The sequence below is a fragment of the Priestia sp. KCTC 13724 genome (assembly GCF_056820425.1).
The window spans coordinates 17,629-38,610 of sequence record NZ_JBXDLD010000034.1 but is presented as its reverse complement, the minus strand read 5'-3'; the positions used below and the strand labels follow the sequence as shown (position 1 = coordinate 38,610).

23 protein-coding genes and 1 riboswitch are annotated in these 20,982 nt (G+C 39.2%); of the genes, 1 reads left to right on the top strand and 22 read right to left on the bottom strand.

The window, feature by feature from the left end; translation table 11 throughout:
* Window positions 1-60 precede the first annotated feature (60 nt).
* Window positions 61-384 carry a winged helix-turn-helix transcriptional regulator gene (locus AC1UFB_RS05475; protein ID WP_025910077.1) on the top strand — a complete coding sequence of 108 codons (324 nt, stop codon included), beginning with the start codon at window positions 61-63 and terminating at the stop codon, window positions 382-384.
* A 47-nt stretch (window positions 385-431) separates the two neighbouring features.
* Here the strand turns inward: AC1UFB_RS05475 and metE are convergent, their stop codons facing one another.
* The 22 genes from metE to nfsA all read right to left on the bottom strand — a co-directional run bounded on the left by metE (window position 432) and on the right by nfsA (window position 20,911).
* On the bottom strand, window positions 432-2,708 hold the full coding sequence (gene metE, locus AC1UFB_RS05470) for a 5-methyltetrahydropteroyltriglutamate--homocysteine S-methyltransferase (protein WP_277716420.1): 2,277 nt from the start codon (window positions 2,706-2,708) through the stop codon (window positions 432-434).
* Between the two features lie 141 nt (window positions 2,709-2,849).
* Window positions 2,850-3,036, bottom strand: a riboswitch (cobalamin riboswitch).
* 177 nt (window positions 3,037-3,213) lie between these two features.
* Window positions 3,214-3,963, bottom strand: coding sequence for a glucose 1-dehydrogenase (locus tag AC1UFB_RS05465; protein ID WP_482588703.1), 750 nt, complete (start codon window positions 3,961-3,963; stop codon window positions 3,214-3,216).
* Window positions 3,964-3,987: 24 nt separating this feature from the next.
* Window positions 3,988-4,956, bottom strand: a complete 969-nt coding sequence (locus tag AC1UFB_RS05460) for a DHH family phosphoesterase (protein WP_328101395.1) — start codon at window positions 4,954-4,956, stop codon at window positions 3,988-3,990.
* A gap of 128 nt (window positions 4,957-5,084) precedes the next feature.
* Entirely contained in the window at window positions 5,085-6,305 is a 1,221-nt protein-coding gene (locus AC1UFB_RS05455; RefSeq protein ID WP_328101396.1) for a dicarboxylate/amino acid:cation symporter, read from the bottom strand.
* Window positions 6,306-6,531: 226 nt separating this feature from the next.
* A complete protein-coding gene (locus AC1UFB_RS05450) occupies window positions 6,532-6,711 on the bottom strand; it encodes a hypothetical protein (protein WP_139325209.1) in 180 nt (59 codons plus the stop codon).
* A 218-nt stretch (window positions 6,712-6,929) separates the two neighbouring features.
* Window positions 6,930-7,652, bottom strand: coding sequence for a hypothetical protein (locus AC1UFB_RS05445; protein ID WP_061786741.1), 723 nt, complete (start codon window positions 7,650-7,652; stop codon window positions 6,930-6,932).
* A gap of 151 nt (window positions 7,653-7,803) precedes the next feature.
* Window positions 7,804-8,145: a lysophospholipid acyltransferase family protein gene (locus AC1UFB_RS05440; protein ID WP_100347943.1), complete on the bottom strand. Its 342-nt coding sequence runs from the start codon at window positions 8,143-8,145 to the stop codon at window positions 7,804-7,806.
* 188 nt (window positions 8,146-8,333) lie between these two features.
* The gene (locus tag AC1UFB_RS05435; RefSeq protein ID WP_025910067.1) at window positions 8,334-8,798 is read right to left on the bottom strand and encodes a hypothetical protein; all 465 of its coding nucleotides are present in this window, start codon (window positions 8,796-8,798) and stop codon (window positions 8,334-8,336) included.
* A 175-nt stretch (window positions 8,799-8,973) separates the two neighbouring features.
* On the bottom strand, window positions 8,974-9,699 hold the full coding sequence (locus AC1UFB_RS05430) for an urease accessory protein UreD (RefSeq protein ID WP_231882722.1): 726 nt from the start codon (window positions 9,697-9,699) through the stop codon (window positions 8,974-8,976).
* A gap of 86 nt (window positions 9,700-9,785) precedes the next feature.
* Window positions 9,786-10,400 carry an urease accessory protein UreG gene (gene ureG / locus AC1UFB_RS05425; RefSeq protein ID WP_025910064.1) on the bottom strand — a complete coding sequence of 205 codons (615 nt, stop codon included), beginning with the start codon at window positions 10,398-10,400 and terminating at the stop codon, window positions 9,786-9,788.
* Between the two features lie 47 nt (window positions 10,401-10,447).
* Complete coding sequence (locus tag AC1UFB_RS05420; RefSeq protein WP_025910063.1) at window positions 10,448-11,134, bottom strand: urease accessory protein UreF; 687 nt, start codon at window positions 11,132-11,134, stop codon at window positions 10,448-10,450.
* The gene (gene ureE / locus AC1UFB_RS05415; RefSeq protein ID WP_025910062.1) at window positions 11,127-11,573 is read right to left on the bottom strand and encodes an urease accessory protein UreE; all 447 of its coding nucleotides are present in this window, start codon (window positions 11,571-11,573) and stop codon (window positions 11,127-11,129) included. The genes AC1UFB_RS05420 and ureE overlap by 8 nt, the downstream gene beginning before the upstream one ends.
* A gap of 14 nt (window positions 11,574-11,587) precedes the next feature.
* The gene (gene ureC, locus AC1UFB_RS05410) at window positions 11,588-13,297 is read right to left on the bottom strand and encodes an urease subunit alpha (RefSeq protein WP_025910061.1); all 1,710 of its coding nucleotides are present in this window, start codon (window positions 13,295-13,297) and stop codon (window positions 11,588-11,590) included.
* 7 nt (window positions 13,298-13,304) lie between these two features.
* A complete protein-coding gene (locus tag AC1UFB_RS05405; protein WP_025910060.1) occupies window positions 13,305-13,628 on the bottom strand; it encodes an urease subunit beta in 324 nt (107 codons plus the stop codon).
* A 12-nt stretch (window positions 13,629-13,640) separates the two neighbouring features.
* Window positions 13,641-13,943 (bottom strand): urease subunit gamma, encoded by a 303-nt coding sequence (locus tag AC1UFB_RS05400; protein ID WP_482588702.1) that lies wholly within the window; start codon window positions 13,941-13,943, stop codon window positions 13,641-13,643.
* 14 nt (window positions 13,944-13,957) lie between these two features.
* Window positions 13,958-14,659, bottom strand: a complete 702-nt coding sequence (gene urtE / locus AC1UFB_RS05395) for an urea ABC transporter ATP-binding subunit UrtE (protein ID WP_025910058.1) — start codon at window positions 14,657-14,659, stop codon at window positions 13,958-13,960.
* Entirely contained in the window at window positions 14,653-15,405 is a 753-nt protein-coding gene (urtD, locus tag AC1UFB_RS05390) for an urea ABC transporter ATP-binding protein UrtD (protein ID WP_025910057.1), read from the bottom strand. Before urtD ends, urtE begins: the two co-directional genes overlap by 7 nt.
* Window positions 15,380-16,450, bottom strand: a complete 1,071-nt coding sequence (gene urtC, locus AC1UFB_RS05385; RefSeq protein WP_061785839.1) for an urea ABC transporter permease subunit UrtC — start codon at window positions 16,448-16,450, stop codon at window positions 15,380-15,382. The genes urtD and urtC overlap by 26 nt, the downstream gene beginning before the upstream one ends.
* 13 nt (window positions 16,451-16,463) lie before the next feature.
* Window positions 16,464-17,366: an urea ABC transporter permease subunit UrtB gene (gene urtB / locus AC1UFB_RS05380; RefSeq protein WP_482588701.1), complete on the bottom strand. Its 903-nt coding sequence runs from the start codon at window positions 17,364-17,366 to the stop codon at window positions 16,464-16,466.
* A gap of 76 nt (window positions 17,367-17,442) precedes the next feature.
* Window positions 17,443-18,684: an urea ABC transporter substrate-binding protein gene (urtA, locus tag AC1UFB_RS05375; RefSeq protein WP_025910053.1), complete on the bottom strand. Its 1,242-nt coding sequence runs from the start codon at window positions 18,682-18,684 to the stop codon at window positions 17,443-17,445.
* A 329-nt stretch (window positions 18,685-19,013) separates the two neighbouring features.
* Window positions 19,014-19,880, bottom strand: a complete 867-nt coding sequence (locus AC1UFB_RS05370) for a 3D domain-containing protein (protein ID WP_482588699.1) — start codon at window positions 19,878-19,880, stop codon at window positions 19,014-19,016.
* Window positions 19,881-20,161: 281 nt separating this feature from the next.
* Window positions 20,162-20,911, bottom strand: a complete 750-nt coding sequence (gene nfsA, locus AC1UFB_RS05365) for an oxygen-insensitive NADPH nitroreductase (RefSeq protein WP_025910051.1) — start codon at window positions 20,909-20,911, stop codon at window positions 20,162-20,164.
* Window positions 20,912-20,982 lie beyond the last annotated feature (71 nt).

The window sequence follows — 20,982 nt, the reverse complement described above, 5'->3', positions numbered from 1 at the left end:
TTTTAAGAAGTGTAGCACCTAATGCTTTGTGCTATAATATGTGTTATAGGAGTGAAACAAATGAATCAATCAACCTTATGTCCACGCTTTGAAAAAGCAATGACGATTTTAAGTCAGCGCTGGACCGGGCTCATTATTTATAAGCTTCTGTCTGGACCCCAGCGTTTTTGTGCCATCGAATCATCCATTTCAGTAAGCGGCCGCGTACTATCAGAACGCTTGAAAGACCTTGAACAACAAGGGATTGTCAAGCGTGAGGTCTTTCCAGAAACGCCTGTACGCATCGAGTATTCCTTGACGGAAAAAGGAAAAGCGCTTGAACCTATTATGATAGAAATTGAAAAATGGTCGCAGCAATGGCTGGAACAAGATAATTTGTCATAACGTAAACAAAGAACCCCCATATAAAAGGGGGTTTTCTTTGTTTCATTTTATTGTGCGACTGCTGCTAACTTTTCACGATACTTCTTCGTAACGTTTACCATTTGAGTTAAAGCATCGATTACCTGCTTTTCATTTCGTGTTTTCAAACCGCAGTCTGGATTAACCCAAAATTGTGCTGGGTTTAACACGCGAAGAGCACGGTCAAGATTATTTGTCATTTCTTCAAAGCTTGGAATACGAGGGCTATGAATGTCGTAAATGCCAAGCCCGATTTCTTTATCGTATGAATACTGCTCGAATGAAGAAATAATATTGCCATGACTTCTGGATGCTTCAATTGAAATGACATCTGCGTCTAGTGCAGAGATTGTGTCAATCATGTCATCAAATTTCGAATAGCACATATGCGTATGAATTTGCGTTGTATCTTCTACACCCGTTGTTGCTAGACGGAACGCTTCAACAGTAGCATTTAAATACGCGGCTTGCTTTTCAGCTCGAATTGGCAATCCTTCTCGCAGCGCAGGTTCATCTACTTGTATCATGTGAACACCGGCTTCTTCAAGCGCTTTAACTTCTTTTCGAATGGCTAATGCAATTTGATTCATGCTTTCATACTTCGAGATGTCTGTACGTGGGAATGACCAGTTTAAGATGGTAATTGGCCCCGTCAGCATTCCTTTTACGACTTTTTCGGTTAAACTTTGTGCATAGACAATTTCTTTAACCGTCATCGGCTCGACTAAATAGACATCTCCGTATACAACAGGTGGTCTTACGCAGCGTGAACCATATGATTGAACCCAACCGTTTTTCGTTGTTAACATTCCGCCTAAGCGCTCACCAAAAAATTCAACCATATCCGTACGTTCAAACTCACCGTGAACCAGCACATCAATACCAATTTCTTCTTGAACCTCAATCCAGCGCTTTGTTTCTTCTTTTATAAACGCTTCATACTGTTCGTTCGTTAACTGACCTTGCTTCCATTTTAAGCGCTTCGAACGAACCTCTGCTGTTTGTGGCAAGCTTCCAATTGTTGTAGTTGGTAAAAGCGGTAAATCAAACTTTTCTTTTTGCAAACGCTGGCGCTCAGCCACAGAAGCACGAGATAAGGCTTGATCATCAATCTGTTCTAGCTCTGCTCTCGTTTTCGTGTGAACGCGGTTTGCAACCTTCGAAAATGCCTCAATCTCTTGCTGATGTGCTTTTACTGCTTCGCTATCCCCTTTTAAAAGGTCCTTTAAAAGTTCTAGCTCAGTCAGCTTTTCTTCAGCAAAACTTAAGCCTGCTCGAATATCAGCTGGTAGCTCTTGTTCAGTTTCTACCGTTACAGGGACATGAAGCAGTGTACTAGATGGCTGAACAATTACCTCTTCTTTACCCACTAATTTTTGCAATTCACTTACAAGTGCAGCTTTTTCAATTAAGTTACTTTTCCACACGTTACGACCATCAATAACGCCTGCAAAAAGCTTTTTCCCTTTTGGAAAACCGTGTGCTTTTATCGCTTCACTATTTTTTCTCTCATCATGTACAAAATCCAACCCAAAAGCATTCACAGGAAGGTTCACAACAGATTGGTAATTATCTAATGCTTCAAAATACGTTTGGATGATAAGATTAGCACCAGGTACTTCCTCTGAAATACGCTGATAAAATGCCTCAACATCCTTCCAGTACCCTTCTGCTTTATTCGTTACAAAAATTGGTTCATCAATTTGAATCCACTCTGCTCCCGCTTCATGTAACTCCTTAATCACTTGAATATAAAGCGGAGTTAATTGAGCAAATAAGCTCGATACTTCTTCTTGTTTAAATCCTTTGCCTAATAAGATAAAGGTTGCTGGCCCAATTAGAAGAGGCTTACCGTTAAGTGCCAATTCGTCCTTTGCTTTTTGCCAATATGCTAATGGTCTGTTTTCATTCAATGCCGGCGTTACGTCAGTAAACTCTGGGACAATGTAGTGATAGTTGGTATTAAACCACTTAGTCATCTCACATGCCTCTGCTTCTTTGTTCCCTCTTGCCATTGCATAATATGTATCAAGAGCGGATAGATTTTGCTTTTTGAAACGAGCTGGAATAATATTAAACATAACCGCCGTATCAAGCATGTGATCGTAATAACTAAAGTCACCTACTGAAACAAAATCAATCCCCTTATCTTTTTGAATACGAAGCTGATTAACATACAACTCATGAAGTTGGTTGTGCAGCTCTGCTTCCGTTGTTTCCTGCTTCCAATAAGCTTCAATTGCTTTTTTCCATTCCCTGTTTCTACCGATTCTTGGATACCCAATTGTTGCTGTATTCACTGTCATTTCAATCTCCTCGTTTCGTCTATTTTTCTGCAATAAAAAACTCTCTGGAAAGAGAGTTAGACGACAGCTTTAAGAAGTATTGAACAACATATACTTTTGTTTCAATACCAAGCTAATCACCTCTCCCTATTACGCGTAGGTTGTGAGTGCAAACAACAGGCAGGTCTCCTGACTTAGAATCATCACCTATTATCACCTTCCCGTTTCATAAACAGTGGTTTACTGATAATAGGCTCCTCCTTACAGTGGCGCGACCGCGTCGGATTTTCACCGATCTTCCCTTTTAAGCTAAAACTAGTGTCTTAGCACCTTTTGCATGAACATATTCACTTTATACACTAATTCCTTTTCAATTAGGAATTGAACATAACGATACATGATTTCGATAAGTAAATCAAGTCTGATTTTTCTAAATTTTAAAAAGAATACGCTTTCATATAACTGTGTTTTTATACAAAATAAAAATAGCAGGCTATAGGTATAGCCTATAGCCTGCTTACTTTAGTTAATGTTCATAAATCATCTTGCGCGTCATTCCACCATCGACAACTACGTTCGTCCCCGTTACAAAATCATTGTTTGGATGCGTCAGGTAAAGGCACGCTTTTGCAATATCTGCTGGAGTGCCAACTCGGTTAGACGGATGCTGAGCATGATCAACATCTCGAAGCTCCTCATATTGCTGAGTTTCAATCCAGCCAGGAGAAATTGCGTTGACGGTAATCTTGTCTGGTCCAAGTGAAATGGCAAGAGCATGCGTTAGCGCCACAATGCCACCTTTTGTAGCAGCGTATGCTTCGGTGTGTGGCTCTGACATAACGGCACGCGTAGAAGCTAAGTTTACAATTGAACCACCTATTTTGTTATTTCGCATCACTTTTGCAGCTTCTCTTGAGCATAAAAATACGCTTCGTAAATTAAGATTTATGATATCATCCCATTCATCTAGCGTTAACTCATACGGAGACTTCCACTTTGTTACTCCAGCATTATTAACCAGAATGGTAATCGTACCATAAGCTGAAACAGTTTCTTTCATGAGGTTGATAACATCCTCTTCTTTTCTTACATCTGTGTGAATAAACATTGCCTGTGCACCTGCTTCACGCAGCGTTTTAGCATACTTCTCCCCTTGTTCTTCATCAATATCTGCGATTATCACTTTGGCACCTTTTTTGGCATAGGCGCTTGCCACACCTTTTCCAATTCCATTTGCGCCACCAGTTACCACAACAACCTCACGCTCAAATGTCAAAGTCATCCCTCCTCTACACTTAGTTTATTCACTTTTTTCGTCTGGTTGAAACAAGTGGTCGGTTACAAATAGCTTGAAGGTTTCGCTCGTTAATTTGCAGCCGGATGCTTTTGGATGGCCTCCACCACCAATGTGACCCACGATTTCAGCTAAATTAATCTTATCTTTCACCGCTCGAAACCCTAGCTTTTTCCTTCCCATATCAACCATTACTGAAAAGTCGATTTCTTCATGCTCTAGGCATAATGCATTTCCCAACTCTGACTGATATGTATCTGCGAACACAATCCCTACCTTGTATTTTTGCTCTGCAATCTCTACTTCTGCTTGCATCATTTGCTTTTGTTTGTCATAGATATATTTTTCAATTCGCTTCTCTTCAGCTTCAAGTAAAATCGCGTGCTTTTCTGTAAATTCAAAGCTTTGACTGGCACCAGTATAAGATGCTTGTAGCGTTTCGTGAACCGTATCTTTAAACTCTTCATGAGAAATTAAGTAGTAAAGGTGATTAAGTCTTTTTGCTTTTTCATTTTTCTCGCGAAACCAATCCCACGTATCGAATAAACGTACAAGCTCTACGTATTCATCCAGCATCTTCGTACGTTCCAACATCTTGTTTTCTAGTAGATATGTATAAAAAAGCGATGTAGCTGCTGTTTTCGTCCCATTCTTATCTTCTGGTATCACATGGACCCAATCGTATTTTTCAGAAAGAGGAAGTGCAGAAATATGATGATCAATAAGCGTAACCTTTTGACCATTTTTCACAAGTTCATCCAGCTTAGCTGCTACTTCATCATTTACGCTAATATCCGTTATGTATAAGTCTTGTCCATCATTATCTTCTTCTATAAAATGCAGCACCGTATCGTTTATGCGTCCGATTCCTACCGTGTCGTAATCAAGGTTCTCATCACCAAATGCTAAGCGAGCTAATAAAGCTGGGCTTACCCCATCTAAATCATTATGTGAAATTAACTTTACTTTTGTCATCAAAAAACTCCTTTAAATCGTTATCAATTACTCATTCACTTTAGTATGCGTGAATCTTTTTCCATTATAGCAAGGAATGAAAAAAATGCGTACACCCTCACCTTTCATAAGGATGTACGCACAAAAATTCACGATGCTTGCTGATTCGCTTTTTCTTTTGATTTCTTCTCATATGAGTCTACAACAACAGAAGCTGCAGCATCTCCGACAATATTAACCGACGTACGGAACATATCAAGAATACGATCGATTGCTGCAATTAAAGCAATTCCTTCAACTGGAAGGTTGACGGCTGCTAGTACCATTGTTAACATAATCATCCCTGCACCTGGCACGCCCGCAGTACCAATTGATGCAATGGTAGTTGTAAACATGATTAGTAAAATTTCACTCATACCGAGATCAATTCCATAAAATTGTGCAATAAATAGCGCAGCAACACCTTGGTAAATCGCACTACCGTCCATATTCATTGTGGCACCTAACGGTAAAACAAAGCTTGCTGTTTCCTTTGAAACGCCAAGGTTTTCCTGAACGTTTTTCATTGAAACAGGTAGCGTTGCACCACTACTTGCTGTACTAAAAGCTACAAGGCCGGCTGGTGCTATTCCTTTTAAAAATATAAGTGGACTCATCCCAGCAAAGCCTTTAACCGCAAGAGAATACACAACGAGAAGCTGCGTTAAACAACCTAATGCTACAGCAATAATCACCTTAGCGAGAGGTGCTAAAACAGCTAAACCATACTCACCAATAATTGGTGCTACCATTCCAAAGATACCAATTGGTGCAATGACCATGATACCACTTGTAATTTTAAACATGACTGTGGAAAAAGATTCAAATAGCTTTTGAATTGGCTTTGCTGGCTCTCCTACAAATAAAATCCCTAAACCAATTGCAATTGCCATAAAGATAATTTGTAGGATATTCCCTTCCATTAACGCTGCAAACGGATTTTCCGGAATCATGTTTAGCAACGTCTCCGTAAGCGTTGGTGCTTCTCCACTCGGCGCAGTGGCTCCTTGCGGTAACGACACGTTAGCTCCTGTACCAGGTGATAAAATCACAGCATATACGATACCAATCGTCACAGCAATCAACGTTGTAAAGAGGTAGAAAACAATCGTTCTCCCTCCCATACTAAAAAGCTGCTTGGTATCTTGTAAACTTGTTACGCCTACAATGAGCGTCGTTAAAATCAAAGGCGCCATAATAAACTTAATGAGCCTTAGAAACAAATCGCCAAGCGGCTGCACGACAGACATCTTGTCTCCAAAGATGAGTCCGAGCGCAACAGCTACGACGAATGCTACTAAAACCTGCGTTAGTAACGATGGGTTTTTCATAGTTGTTCTCTCCTCATAATGATATTCCCGCTGTATCCCATCGCCTTAACTGCTACGCAGCAACTCCCCTTTTTTGCATATTTATACATATTTTGTTCACTGCATACTATACACTTTCCGTTTATCACACTACCATCTTATTCTCCATAAAGACACGTGTCAACCCTCAAGAAACTAAAAAACGAACAAAAAAATGAGAATAGTCATCTTTGTTCGTTTTTTTAAATCAATTGGGAGAAATCCCTTTAAAGAAGATATGTAAAATTTCCAGCGACTTATTTTTATCAAATGTAGCTATCTCATGAGGAGCTAGCTGATCAAAATGATTGCTTCTAAGAGACGAACAATAGCTGTTCCAATCTTTTTGGTTTGTCTGAACACGTTCGTTCCATTGCGCTACGGTCACTCGCTTTCCGCGGGGAGGAACCTGAGCTTCCTCGCTGCGCTGCGTGATCTCACGTTTTCCCTCTCTTTCCCGCAGGAGTCGAGTGTCCTACGCTCCATTCCACCCTGTTTCCAACATTGTTTTCACAATCAACAAAAAACCTGAACGATTAAAAGTGAGAAACTCTCAATCGTTCAGGTTTATCATTGGCTGAATTACTTATGTCCCAGTCTTTTTCTTCATCCTGCTTTCATAGGTATATTGCGGTCTTGTTGGTAAATGTCATAAACTAAAAAGCTAAATGCGTAGTAAAATGCAATGATTGCAATCGAATCTGACATGATATACATAGCGCCCAAACCAACTCCAACAACTAATGTCTGAAGGCTTAAACGATCTTTTTGAAACGCTAACTGTGACATGAAATAACCTAAACCGATTAAAACGGCTAATACCCAGCTATTTTGAATTTGTAGAACATCATGAATATAGATATAAAGACTTGGAAAATATACCAGCGTTTCTACTACGCTTGAAGTTCCACTGTATGTAAGCCACCACTTGCGTTCTCGTTTCGTTTTTGGAACCGTTGCCTCAATTGAAGTAGGCATCTCCTGTTCCATAAATACCGTTTCTCCATGATCTTTCATCCATTGAAGCATAATTGACAATACAATAAACCCTAAAAAGATAAGCAATAATAAGTACTCAACCCAGGCTGGAAACATGTTCTTTTGCTGTATGGTATCCAAGTATACCGTTTGAAGACCCCACTTCTCTACTGGTAGCGCATAGTACAGCATAATGACTACGTAAAGAAGTAAAATAAGAACATAAAAAAACGATTGTTCTTTATAATATCGAACTTTTTTCTCTTCAGATATTATTCGTCTGACCATAATACTTTCAAAATAAGGACGAACAACACTGATGATCACGACTAAACAAGTAAATGCAATCATAAACCGCTTTAATCACCTTTTCACTTTTCATTATGTAATCAACTTTCCGTATGGTTTCTTATACAAAAAAGCTGCTGTTCTTATCAATGGTTTCCTTTTCCTATAGTATCAAATATATGAAGTTATTTACAATGAAAATATTATGTGGAAATTAAGTTGGCCACTCGCTCAACGTTTTTCTACCCGTCATAAACACGTCAAATGTTGAAAGGTCCTCGCTAACAAGCTTACTTTTAATGCTATCTAACTCAGTAGTTACGGCCTGCTCTAGCTTATGAGTTAATTCACTTCGACTTGTTTCTGTATTTACTTCTATACGTTTACCCACTTTAATAAATAGCTCTGGACGCTGATCATGACGAAAACTATAGTAATATGCAATTGGAATAGCTTGTACACCCTTTTCTTTTAGCATGATAAAAGATGGGCCGTCCGAAAATTGCAGAGGTCGCTTCTCTAAATGTTCTTCCTTTCCCTGTGGAAAAATCCACACCCCTTTTTTTCTCTTAACAATTCCCTTGCATACAGGAGCGATTTCATAATATGCTTTGGCGAGGCTTGATTAACCGAAAATGCTCTATTTTCAATATATTCTTCACTATGTTATGTACAACCATATCTATATTTGGCATAAAAATAGACATGAAAGATAAGCTGAAGAATTCAACTTTCATTTCATGTCTATGGCGTAGCATTTGCTTTTTTAGCTAGTAAAAGCTGAATTGGCAATCCAACTATCAGTCCTGGAATCACAGACAGCATCGGTAGCCAAATCGGCCCAAGCAGTACTCCGTTAATTTTCACAACTGAAGCATACATGATGCCTACTGTTACAAAGTAAGCACAGCATGCAAACGGTATAAACGAGTAAAGAGGAGGGGGATCTGCTTCTGCATCTTTAAAACCATCCCACATTGCAAAAAAATACAAGCATGGGTAAAACATAATCCACTGCATGTCTACAGTTGCTAACGCCTGTTCAGTTTCACCTAAAAAACTTAATTGTATTGCAGAGTTAAAATGTGCGCCCATATTGATTAAAAATTCTAATACTATAAACACAATCCCTTTTACGTACTGCTTGTTTAATAATTGACTAAACCCTGGTAGGGCAATATTCCACAAGATCGCTTCTAGCCTAGTCAAAAAATTGATTCTCACAATTTAGAATATATACAGGGGGCACTTGGCATGGTAATTGTTTTTTCATCCTTATCTACCTCGCATTGATTTACCAATAGTTTTAGTAAAGGAGAAAAATTTATACCCCTAAATGTAATTTTCTGTAAGTTCACTTAACACCATTACTCAAAGGCAGCTCTTAATATTTACGAAGATGAACCACCTCTAAGCCTAACAGGCGCTTTCTCAGGAACTGAAAACATCTATTAATAATACTTTCAAGCGTTTTTGTATCATTTCCCAAAATTCTAATGGCACATCCATTAATCGCTAATTTTGAAATCCCTATATATCCATGCTGCTCTTCACTTATTACTTCATCATACAATTCATCAATGACCGAATCGATAATTCCTTCAGCCACTGCTAAAAAAGAACCGAAATGTGTGTAGCCCTCCATTTTCATAATCGCATGGATGTCTTCATGAGGCGATAAAAACAAATGGTCAAACACCATTAACTGATTGTTTTGATAAACTTTGAGCTTCGAACGCAGTGAATCATACTTAAATATCTCTCCATTAGGTGACCAGCCTGGCGTAATAACGTCAGAGATAAAAAATGTTGCTTTCTCTTCCATATGTACAGTTGTTTCTTGTATAAACTGCGCATCTTCGTATAAAATAAGCGGATCTGGAAGGTATTCAATCACTGCTCCTTTTTTTAAGAGCAGCTCTGTTTCCTGAACTACAGGTGCGTTTGGCGTTCGGTATACTTTTGTTGCAGCCTGTGTCGTCAAGCATAAATGTGCACCCTCTTCAGCCGTAATACACGCTTTATAACGGTCTCCACCAACATATCCACCTCCTACATGTAGAAGGTAGATTGTTGGGGTATGCTCTTCCATGTAAATTGGGCGAGCCACCTTAAAAGCTCCGTCATGATATGTGTTATAAACAACCGTCTTACCTTTCACCTTGTGCGACTCAAGCTTTAAATAGCCTGTATAGCTCATGATTTAATGCCGATAAGCAATACTTCTTTTTTGATCCACTGAATTACTTCATCCAGTCCTTGATCCTTTTTCAAATTTGTAAATACAAAAGGCTTTTTACCTCGGGCTGCAATTGTATCTTCTTTCATTACATCTAAGCTTGCACCAACATACGGAGCTAAATCCGTCTTATTAATAATAAACAAGTCTGATTTAATCATTCCTTGTCCACCTTTACGCGGAATCTTTTCACCCTGAGCGACGTCAATAATATAAATAGAAAAATCGACAAGTTCTGGACTAAACGTTGCTGCTAAATTATCTCCACCGCTTTCCACAAAGATCAGCTCAACGTCAGGATGTCTTTCAACCAGCTCGTCGATTGCCGCAAAGTTCATAGAAGCATCTTCTCGAATAGCGGTATGCGGACAACCTCCTGTTTCCACACCAATGATGCGTTCTTGAGGTAATACGCTATTTTTCACTAAAAACTGAGCATCTTCTTTTGTATAGATATCATTTGTAATAACGGCCATGCTTAGCTCACTTTGCAGTGCTCTCGTTAGTCTTTCTACAAGCATCGTTTTCCCCGCCCCTACAGGACCTCCAATACCAATTCTCATTGCATTCATTTTTTCGCCTTCGCCACAAAGGCTTCCCTCCCTTATATCGTTTTGTATTAAGACATAAATAAGCGAACGTGCAGACGTTCATGCTGCATTTGAGCGATTTCAAGACCGGGCATCATTGCACCAAGCTCACTTGAATCCGCTTGAAGAATATTCATTACTGCCTGGTCAATTTTCTCATGAAAAGCAAGCGAAATTCGTTGACCATCTGTTTGTCCAATTGGGATACCACGAACTGCATTTTGAATAAGCGATGACACAGTGGCGTACAAATGCGTAGAAACAGCTGTTTGTTTACACACCTGTAATTGCTCAGCTATAATGGCAAAAACAATTGATGGATGACCAAAACACTCCTTCCGCTGAATCTCTTGTTCGTAGCATTCTAAAAGCTTCCCACCAAACAGATCGACGCAAAGCTTGACCATTCTCTGACCAATTCTCCTTGTCCCTTCTCTCGTTTCTTTTGCTAGCGCCAGTGCATACAGCTCTTGATCTAATTCCTTTATTTTCTGAAGATGCCCTTCTGAAGCAAATTCATATGCCAGTCGGCAAGCTAACCCATCTGTATAAGTAAGCTGTGTTTCAACATACGTACTAAGAGCTTCTGAAAACGTAACAGCATTTATAATTCGCTCTTTTTGAATATAGGTTTCCATGCCAAATGAATGTGAAAAAGCGCCGGATGGAAAGTTTGAATCACACAGCTGTACAAGCGCTAACAGTTGATTAGTCATGACTATGTCCAATATGTCTAAATGCTTTTTGAACCGTTCTTTTTTCACGCTTATACGGAATGCTTAGCTCGTTAAGAAGCTCTTCGACTAAATAATCATATTGAACAAGCATTTCGTTTTCTTCAAATTGAGCTGGCAGATGCCGGTTTCCAAGCTGATGAGCAATCTCCCCCATCTGCTTAATACTTGTGGGTTGAATCGTTAATAAGTCATCTGCTATTACTTGAATAACAATCATATTCTTCTCATCCATATAAAGCACATCACCATCTACAAGCTCACGATTGTCTTTCAAACGAATTCCTAGTTCTTTACCGTGATCGGTCACAACTCGCTGCACGCGCTTTAATAGATGATCACTTTCTAAATACACTTTTTCAATATGTGGCGCTTTCTTTTCTAGCGTAGCGACATTTCCAACAATTTGCTCGATTAACATTGTTTGTTTTCACCTCAAAATAAAAAATATCGTTGTGCCATAGGCAATACTTCTGCTGGCTCACACGTAATTAATTCATCATCCACTCGCACTTCGTACGTTTGTGGATCCACATCAATTTTAGGCATTTCACCATTTAGCTTCATGTCCGTTTTACTTAGTGAACGAATCCCTTTTACAGGCTTAATCCGTTTCTCCAATCCCAAGGTTCGATGTACTCCTCGGTTATATGCAGCTTGCGAGATAAATGTTATCGACGTTTTACTGCGTGCTTTCCCGAAAGAAGCAAACATCGGGCGATATAGAACCGGCTGAGGAGTAGGTATAGAGGCATTAGGATCACCCATTTGACTGTGAGCAATCATTCCGCCTTTAATAATCAACTCTGGCTTCACACCAAAAAACGCTGGATCCCAAACGACTAAGTCTGCAAGCTTACCAACTTCTACTGAACCTACGTATTCTGAAATGCCGTGGGTGATAGCTGGATTAATTGTATATTTTGCGATATATCGCTTAATCCGTTCATTATCACCAATACCGTTATCACCTTTTAGTTTTCCTCTTTGCTTTTTCATCTTATCTGCTGTTTGCCACGTTCTCGTAATCACTTCACCAACACGACCCATTGCTTGCGAATCAGAAGAGATCATGCTAAAAACTCCAAGGTCATGCAGAATATCTTCAGCTGCAATCGTTTCCTTACGAATACGGGAATCTGCAAATGCAATATCTTCTGGTACAGAAGGATCTAGGTGATGACAAACCATCAGCATATCTAAATGTTCTTCTAGAGTGTTAATCGTATACGGTCTAGTTGGATTCGTTGATGACGGCAGAATGTTCTTAAAGCTTGCCATCTTCATAATGTCAGGTGCATGTCCACCACCTGCTCCTTCCGTATGATACGTATGAATAACACGATTTCCAATTGCTCTCATCGTATCTTCGACAAACCCACCTTCATTTAGCGTATCTGTGTGAATCGCAATCTGTACATCATATTCATCCGCAACTTGCAGGCTTGTATCGATTGCTGATGCGGTGGTACCCCAATCTTCATGAAGCTTAAGGCCAATCGCTCCAGCCTCAATTTGTTCGATAAGAGGCGTTTTTGCTGATGCATTCCCTTTACCTAAAAAGCCTAAATTCATGGAAAAAGCCTCAGCTGCTTCTAGCATCCGCTCGATATACCACGCTCCAGGTGTACACGTCGTCGCGTTTGTTCCCGTTGCAGGACCTGTCCCTCCTCCAATCATTGTTGTTACTCCAGACGATAAGGCGGTTTCAATTTGTTGTGGACAGATAAAGTGAATGTGCGCATCAATTCCTCCAGCCGTCACAATTTTTCCTTCCGCAGCAATAATTTCTGTACTAGCCCCAATAACAAGATCAACATCATCCATTAATAGTGGATTTCCCGCTTTTCCAATGGTTTGAATCATGCCATCTTTTACACCAATATCTGCTTTGTATATCCCCGTATAATCCATGATGATGGCATTCGTAAAAACAAGATCTGCTGCTTCACTTCTTGTCGCAAGAGGATGCTGTCCCATCCCATCACGGATGACTTTTCCTCCCCCAAACTTCACTTCATCACCATAGGTTGTAAAGTCCTGTTCAATTTCAATAAAAAGGTCGGTATCCGCTAGCCTTACAGCGTCTCCAACCGTCGGCCCAAACATATCTGCATACTGTTTTCTTGACATTTTAAAGCTCATGTTCGACCTACTCCTCTTTTAGCTGGCCCGTGGGTCCATTTGTTTTATTATTTAATCCATATACATGCTGTGATCCTGAAAAGGGTACAAGCTGTACATTTTTAGGATCACCTGGTTCAAAGCGAACGGCCGTACCAGCAGGAATATTCAAGTGATAGCCAAACGCTTCTTTACGGTTAAACTCTAATCCGTAATTAACTTCATAGAAATGAAAATGAGATCCCACTTGAATAGGACGATCACCTCGGTTGGTTACTAACATCTCGACTATACCCTTATCTTTGTTACAAACAATTTCATCTTTACGTAACTTGTATTCTCCGGGAATCACTTCTTCTCCCCCCTATCGAATTGGATCATGTACCGTCACAAGTTTTGTTCCATCTGGAAACGTTGCTTCTACTTGAATATCATGAATCATTTCAGGAATACCTTCCATTACATCATCTCGTGACAAGATTTGTGTTCCGAGCTGCATTAATTCGGCAACAGTTCGACCATCTCTGGCGCCTTCTGTTATTTCATATGTAATAACGGCAACTGTTTCTGGATAGTTCAGTTTTAGCCCCCGCTTTTGCCTACGCCTCGCAAGGTCTGCAGCGACAACCACCATAAGTTTTTCTTGCTCTCGTTGTGTGAGTTTCATTTAAACCTCCCTTTCTATACTACTAAATGCTTTTGAATAGCTTCTAAGTTCACATTTTTTGAATCTCCTTGTGCAACAATTCGACCATGATCTAAAATGTAAAAAAAGTCCGAACAAGCTAGTGCTAAATCTACGTTATGCTCTACTAAAACGATGCCAACACCTTGTTCTCTAGCAATTTTAATAATGACCCTTTCAATAAGCTGAACAATAGAGGGTTGTATTCCTTCCATTGGTTCATCCAGCAACAAAAGTTCAGGATTTCCTACTAAAGCACGGGCAATCGCAAGCTGCTGCTGTTGACCACCGCTTAAATCACCTCCTTTCCTCTGTAACATTTCATGAAGAACTGGAAACAGCTCAAACACATGTGATGGAATAACGTCTTTTTTTGGTTTTTTTTGAAGCGCTTCAAGACCTAACAATAAATTTTCCTCTACTGTTAATGTTGAAAAGATATCCCTTCCTTGAGGAACATAACCTATCCCTTTTTTTGCTCGCTGCTCTGGTCTAAGACCTTTTACGGAGTGATTTCTCCAAACAACATCTCCTGCACTCGGCTTCAGTAAACCCATTAGTGTTTTCATTAACGTTGTTTTTCCAACTCCATTACGCCCAAGAACTGCAATAATTTTTCCTTTTTCAACTTTAATTGAAACGTCACGTAAGATCGTGGTTTCATCATACCCCGCTTGTAGATTTGCTACATTTAGCATGTTTGCTTCCTCCTCCCAAGGTATACTTCTTGAACGTGCTCATTTTCTTGAACATCTGTCATATTACCTTCGCAAAGTATTTTCCCTTCATGCATGACCGTAACTTGCTTAGAATACTTTCTGACAAAATCCATATCGTGCTCCACTACAAGTACAGAACATGACGCGGAGATCTCATGCATTAATTCACCGGTTTTTTCTCGTTCTTTCCCAGTCATTCCAGCAATGGGCTCATCTAGAAGTAACAAGCTTGGGTTTTGCATAAGCTGCATTCCAATCTCTAGCCATTGCTTTTGCCCATGTGATAACTCTCCAGCTTGCTTGTATACGAAGTCTTGCAAACCAATTTGCTCAAGTACTTTTTCAATATGATTTTTTGTCTCTCCAGTCATTCTGGCAAATAAAACAGAGGTGAGATTTCTTTTTTGCCTGATTGATAGTTCCAAATTTTCAAACACACTTAACTGTGAGAAGATAGAAGGGTTTTGAAACTTTCTTGCAATTCCCTTTTGAACAATTTTATGTTCTTGAAGGCTTCCAAGGTTAACCACCTCTTCAAACAAAACTCTTCCAGATGTTGCTTTTGTTTTCCCACAGATGACATCTAAAATTGTTGTCTTCCCAGCCCCGTTAGGACCAATTAAAAACCTCACTTCATTCGGTTCAATCATTAAGTCCACACCCTGCAAGGCTTTGAATCCATCAAAATCAACCATAACATTATCGCACCATAGTATCTGGCTCATGAGATTTCTCCTTTCTAGATTTAAGCTTTTTAAATTTGTTCTGTATTGATTGAACAAGTCCAGCCATACCATTCGGTAAGAACAACACGACTACAATAAACAATAAACCTAAAAGGATTAGCCAAATATCTGGGTATGTCTCGCTAAATAAACTTTTCGCACCATTTGTAAAGATAGCACCAAACACAGCACCAAGAAGAGAATGTCGCCCTCCAATCGCTACCCATAAAACCATTTCGATAGATGGCGTTATGCCCATCATTGCAGGTGAAATAATCCCTACCTGAAGAACAAACAACATACCTGCTACACCAGCAAAAGCAGCTGATAAAGAATATACAAACACTTTATAAGAAGTTGGATTAAAACCTAGAAAACGAACGCGGTTTTCACCATCTCGTATAGCCATTAATACTTTCCCAGCTCTACTTTTAGTTAGCCAGATGGAAAGTGCAAAAACAATTGCCAATACACCTACTGTGACAAAGTAAAGAATTTGTTGAACAAAAGAATCCGCTAATGACATCCCCAAAAATGTATAAAAGCTGGTAAGACCATTTGTTCCTCCTGTTAAATCTTGTTTTCCAATAAATAAAGTGACTACAACGACAACAACTGCTTGAGAAATTAACGAAAAATAAACCCCACGGATGCGATTTTTAAACGTAAAGTAACCAAGAACTGTTGCTAACAGCATTGGTACTATGATCCCTGCACCAATTGCAAATACGGGGTTCGTAAACGGCTTCCAAAAAGCAGGAAGAGTCGTAACGCCACTCCACTCCATAAAATCTGGAAGACCAGTAGTCGAACCTTCTAGCTTTAGATACATGCCCATGCAATAAGCTCCTAGTCCAAAAAACACGCCATGCCCTAAGCTTAAAATACCTGTATAGCCCCATATTAAAGAAATTCCTATTGCCACAATGGCATAGCATAAAAACTTCGCTAATAAACCCAAACGAAACTCTTGCAGGAAAAGTGGTGCTACTAGAAAGCCAATAAGTACAACGATATATATAGCATATGTGCGATTAAATTTCATGGATAATCCTCCTTTAATCCAATGAGCGTGTTCGCATACTTACAAGCCCAGACGGCTTCCATTGTAAAAATGCAATAATTAGTGCAAACACAATTACTTTTGCAATGGTGGCGCTCGTTGTATATTCAATCGTTGTACTTAAAATCCCAATTCCTAAGGCGCCAATCACTGTTCCTGTCAGCTTGCCAATCCCACCTAATATTACAATCATAAACGCATCAATAATATAGTTGGTACCAATTGAAGGTCCAATTGGTCCAATAACTGTGAGTGCGCAACCTGCAAGGCCCGCAAAACCTGAACCTAACGCAAAGGCATAGCTATCTACCTTCTTGGTTGAAACCCCTAAGCAAGAAGCCATTTCTCGATTAAGCATAACGGCTTTCATTTTTCGACCAACTGCTGTTTTATAAAGGAAATAAGAAAGGCCAACTATGCTAAAAACAGCTAATGCTAAAATAAAAAGCCTTTTATACGGAAGAGTTGCCCCAAGAATACTAAATCCACCGTCTAGCCAATCGGGTGTCTTAACTGCTACATTCGGCGCTCCAAATATAGAACGAGCCGCTTGTTGTAAAATTAAACTCACTCCCCACGTGGCTAGCAAACTATCTAACGGACGATCATACAAAAAACGAATGACGGTCTTTTCAATGATTATTCCTAATACTGCGCTGATTAAAAATGCTAAAGGAATTGCTAGAATAAAATAATAAGCAAGCATTTGCTGAGGTAAATATGAAGAAACAATTTGTTGTACCACATAAGTAGTGTAGGCACCCACCATAATTAATTCGCCATGCGCCATATTAATTACATTCATTAGTCCAAACGTAATCGCAAGTCCTAACGCAATAAGAAGCATGATTGACCCTAAACTTAATCCATTAAAGAGCTGTATAATAAAAACGGACAATAAAATGACTCCTTTCTATCTTCAAAAGATAAGATGTATACTTAGCACATCTTATCTTTTGAAAGCTTAGTAATCACTATTTTTTATTGCTGAGTGAAGCTCCCCATTCATAGCTTTCAAGGTATGGATCAGGCTTAATCGATTCACCGGATTTCCATACTTCTTTAAACTGACCGTCAGCTTGCACTTGACCGATTCGAGCTGTTTTCCAGATATGCTGATTAGCTCCTTCTATTTTCACTACTCCACTCGGCGCATTAAATTCAATTCCATCAGCTGCTTTCTTCACTTTATCAATCTCAAAGCTTCCTGCTTTCTCCACCGCTTTGGCCCATAAATATACTGCTGTATAGGCAGCTTCTATTGGGTCACCAGTTACGCGGTCATCTCCGTATTTCTTTTTATAGTTTGCTACAAATTCTTCATTTTCGGGAGTGTCTGTTGTTTGATAGTAATTCCAAGATGCATAATGCCCCTCTAATACAGAGGCACCAATTCCTCTTATCTCTTCTTCTGCTACGCTTACAGATAGTACCGGAATATCAGCAGAAGTAATACCAACATCTTTTAATTGTTTAAAGAAAGCAACATTACTGTCACCGTTTAATGTATTGAATATTACATCAGGCTTCGCGTCTTTAATTTTACTAATTAGCGTGCTATAATCTGTGTGCCCAAGAGGTGTATATTCTTCCCCAGCTAACGCGCCTCCTTCTGCTTTCAACTGAGATTTAATGACTTTGTTAGCTGTTCGTGGAAACACATAGTCTGAACCTATTAGAAAAACTTTTTTTCCTTTATTTTCAAGCAACCATGTGACAGCAGGTACAATTTGCTGGTTAGTTGTGGCGCCCGTATAGAATATGTTAGGTGATGACTCCATTCCTTCATATTGGACTGGGTACCATAACAAGCCGTTATTTTGTTCAACTACAGGCAGCATCGCTTTACGACTCGCTGACGTCCATCCTCCAAAGATTGTTGCTACTTGATCTTTTTGCAAAAGTTTTTTTGCCTTTTCAGCAAACGTAGGCCAATCAGAAGCTCCATCTTCAATTACAGGCTCAATTTTTTTACCAAGCACTCCTCCTGATGCATTTATTTCATCAATGGCCATCAATTCTGCATCGCGCAATGAAACTTCACTAATAGACATGGTTCCACTTAGTGAATGTAAAACCCCCACTTTCACAGTGTCCCCAGATGTATCTATCATCGCTTTTTGCCCTTCTGTACTAGTTGTTTTCCCGCAACCTGCAAGAACAAGCGTTGAGACTGCTATAGCTGATAAAACTGTTTTCCAACTGATTGGTTTCAATTGTGCCACTCCTTATCACATTCTAATTATTTGTGTTATAATTAGAATTAGGCATACATACCCCAATTTGTTATGCCCAATTCAAGCTTCTCACCGCCATGAGAAGCTTTTTATGTATAAACCTCCCTTCACATCATCATGTTATTTTTCCTCACATATGATGATATTTCTAATTATAATAAATTTTCTGACAAAATCAAGGTGTTTTTTGAAACCTTTCCCAGAAAGCGCTAATATTAAAGATGTTTTTTTGTAGATTATTCGTTTTCTGTATGTAATCATAAAAAAGAGATGCCTGAAATCAGACATCTCTTTTTTCTTATACACTATTAATCTAATACTGTAATGTTAACTGTTTTACGACCCCATTGCTCTGCATCAGCTTGCGCAGGAACAAATACGTCGATTTTATTACCTTTAATCGCTCCGCCAGTATCAGCAGCGATTGCTTCTCCATAGCCTTCAACATATACTTTTGAACCTAATGGGATTGCGCTAGGATCTACAGCAATTACTTTTTGGTTTGGATTTGCTTTCAAATCTACTCCCGTAGCAGTTACACCGCTACATCCTTCACAGCTAGCTGTATACGCAGTTGCTTCAACTGTTAACTGCTTACCGCTCTGTTGTGATTGTTCAGCAGGTTGTTCTTCTTTAGCTGGCTCAGGTTGCGGGGCTGGTGCAGCAGCTTCCTGAGCTGGCTCTTGTTTTTGTTCAGCTTCTGGTGCCGGTTGTTCGGCTGGTTCTTCTTTAGGCGCCGGCGCAGCTTCTTGCACTGGTTCAGCTTTTGGTGCTGGAGCTGGTTGTGCTACAGCTTGTGAACCTCCACTTGTTTCAATAGCAAAGACCTGACCTGGAATGATAAGATCATTTCCTAATCCGTTCCAAGCTTTAATTTGCTCTACTGTTACGCCATACTTTTGGCTGATTGACCATAATGTATCGCCGCGCTCAACTTTATGTGTAATTTCTTTTATGATTGATACATTTAAATTTTGTTCTGGATGAATAATCGTTGATATTAAGTTATTTGCATCTTTTAATTCGTCAACGCTCACATCGTGGTTTTGAGCGATACTCCATAACGTATCACCTTTTTGGACTTGATACGTGTCGTTTCCACTTGCAGATGCTCCACCTGCAAATCCTGCTGAAAGGATTGCTGTTGTTCCTAGAGTAAATATAAATTTCTTCATTTACGAATACCTCCTTATTTACTCAATGATTGAATGATATCACCTAGAGATTGCACAGCCATTACAGGAACATTCAACTTCCATTACAAAAATAACGCTTTTTTAACATGAAACTGTAATATTTCTGATAATTTGTCCATATGCTTCAACAATTTCTATTTATTTGTTGTTTTTTACAAACAAAACCCTCCTATTCCTTTTTATTCATAAAAAATGCACCCTAATTGCTAGAAATCTCTAACAACTAGGGTGCATTTCATCAATTGCATATAACTGGTTATTTATTTTTTATTAAAGCCTTGCTTCTCTACGTACTCTTTCATATACATACGCGTTGGGTTCGATAGCATATGAGCCATTTGACCAGTCCACGTATCGTTTCTTTTTCCATTCGTACGCTCATTATAATAAGAAGAAATTTGTTCATCATAGGCTTTTAATTCTTCAATAAACTTATTTTGATCTTGCTCGTATACTTCTTCATGATACACATTAGCTTGAGGTAAACGAGGCTTTTTATCCGTATCAGCAGCCGGATATCCAATCGTTAAACCGAATAGAGGCAGTACGCGACCAGGTAGCTTTAATAATTCTTGAACGTCTTGAAGTTGATTTCGAAGGCCGCCAATATAACAAATTCCAAGGCCCATTGACTCCGCAGCAACCGAAGCATTTTGAGCTGCTAAAGCTGCGTCTATTAAAGCAACCATGAATTTTTCGGCACTTTCAAGGGACTCAGATAAATCTTTACCTTCTATTTGAGCAATAACATCATGCCTATGCAGGTCTGCACAAAAAATAAGCAAGTGACCATTTTGAGCAACATACGGTTGATTACCCGCTAATTCAGCTAAGCGATTCTTGGTTTGTTGATTTTTAACTCCAATAATTGAATATGCCTGTATATAGCTTGATGTGGACGCTGCTTGAGCACTTTCTACGATCTTATGAATTTGCTCATTCGTTAAAGGTTTATCCTGGTATTTTCTAACAGAGCGATGACTTAAAATTGTTTCAATAACTTCGTTCATTTTTCAGAACTCCTTTTTCATTTTAATTCATTCGCTTCTTAGTATAACGAACATTTTCTTTTTTCAATATT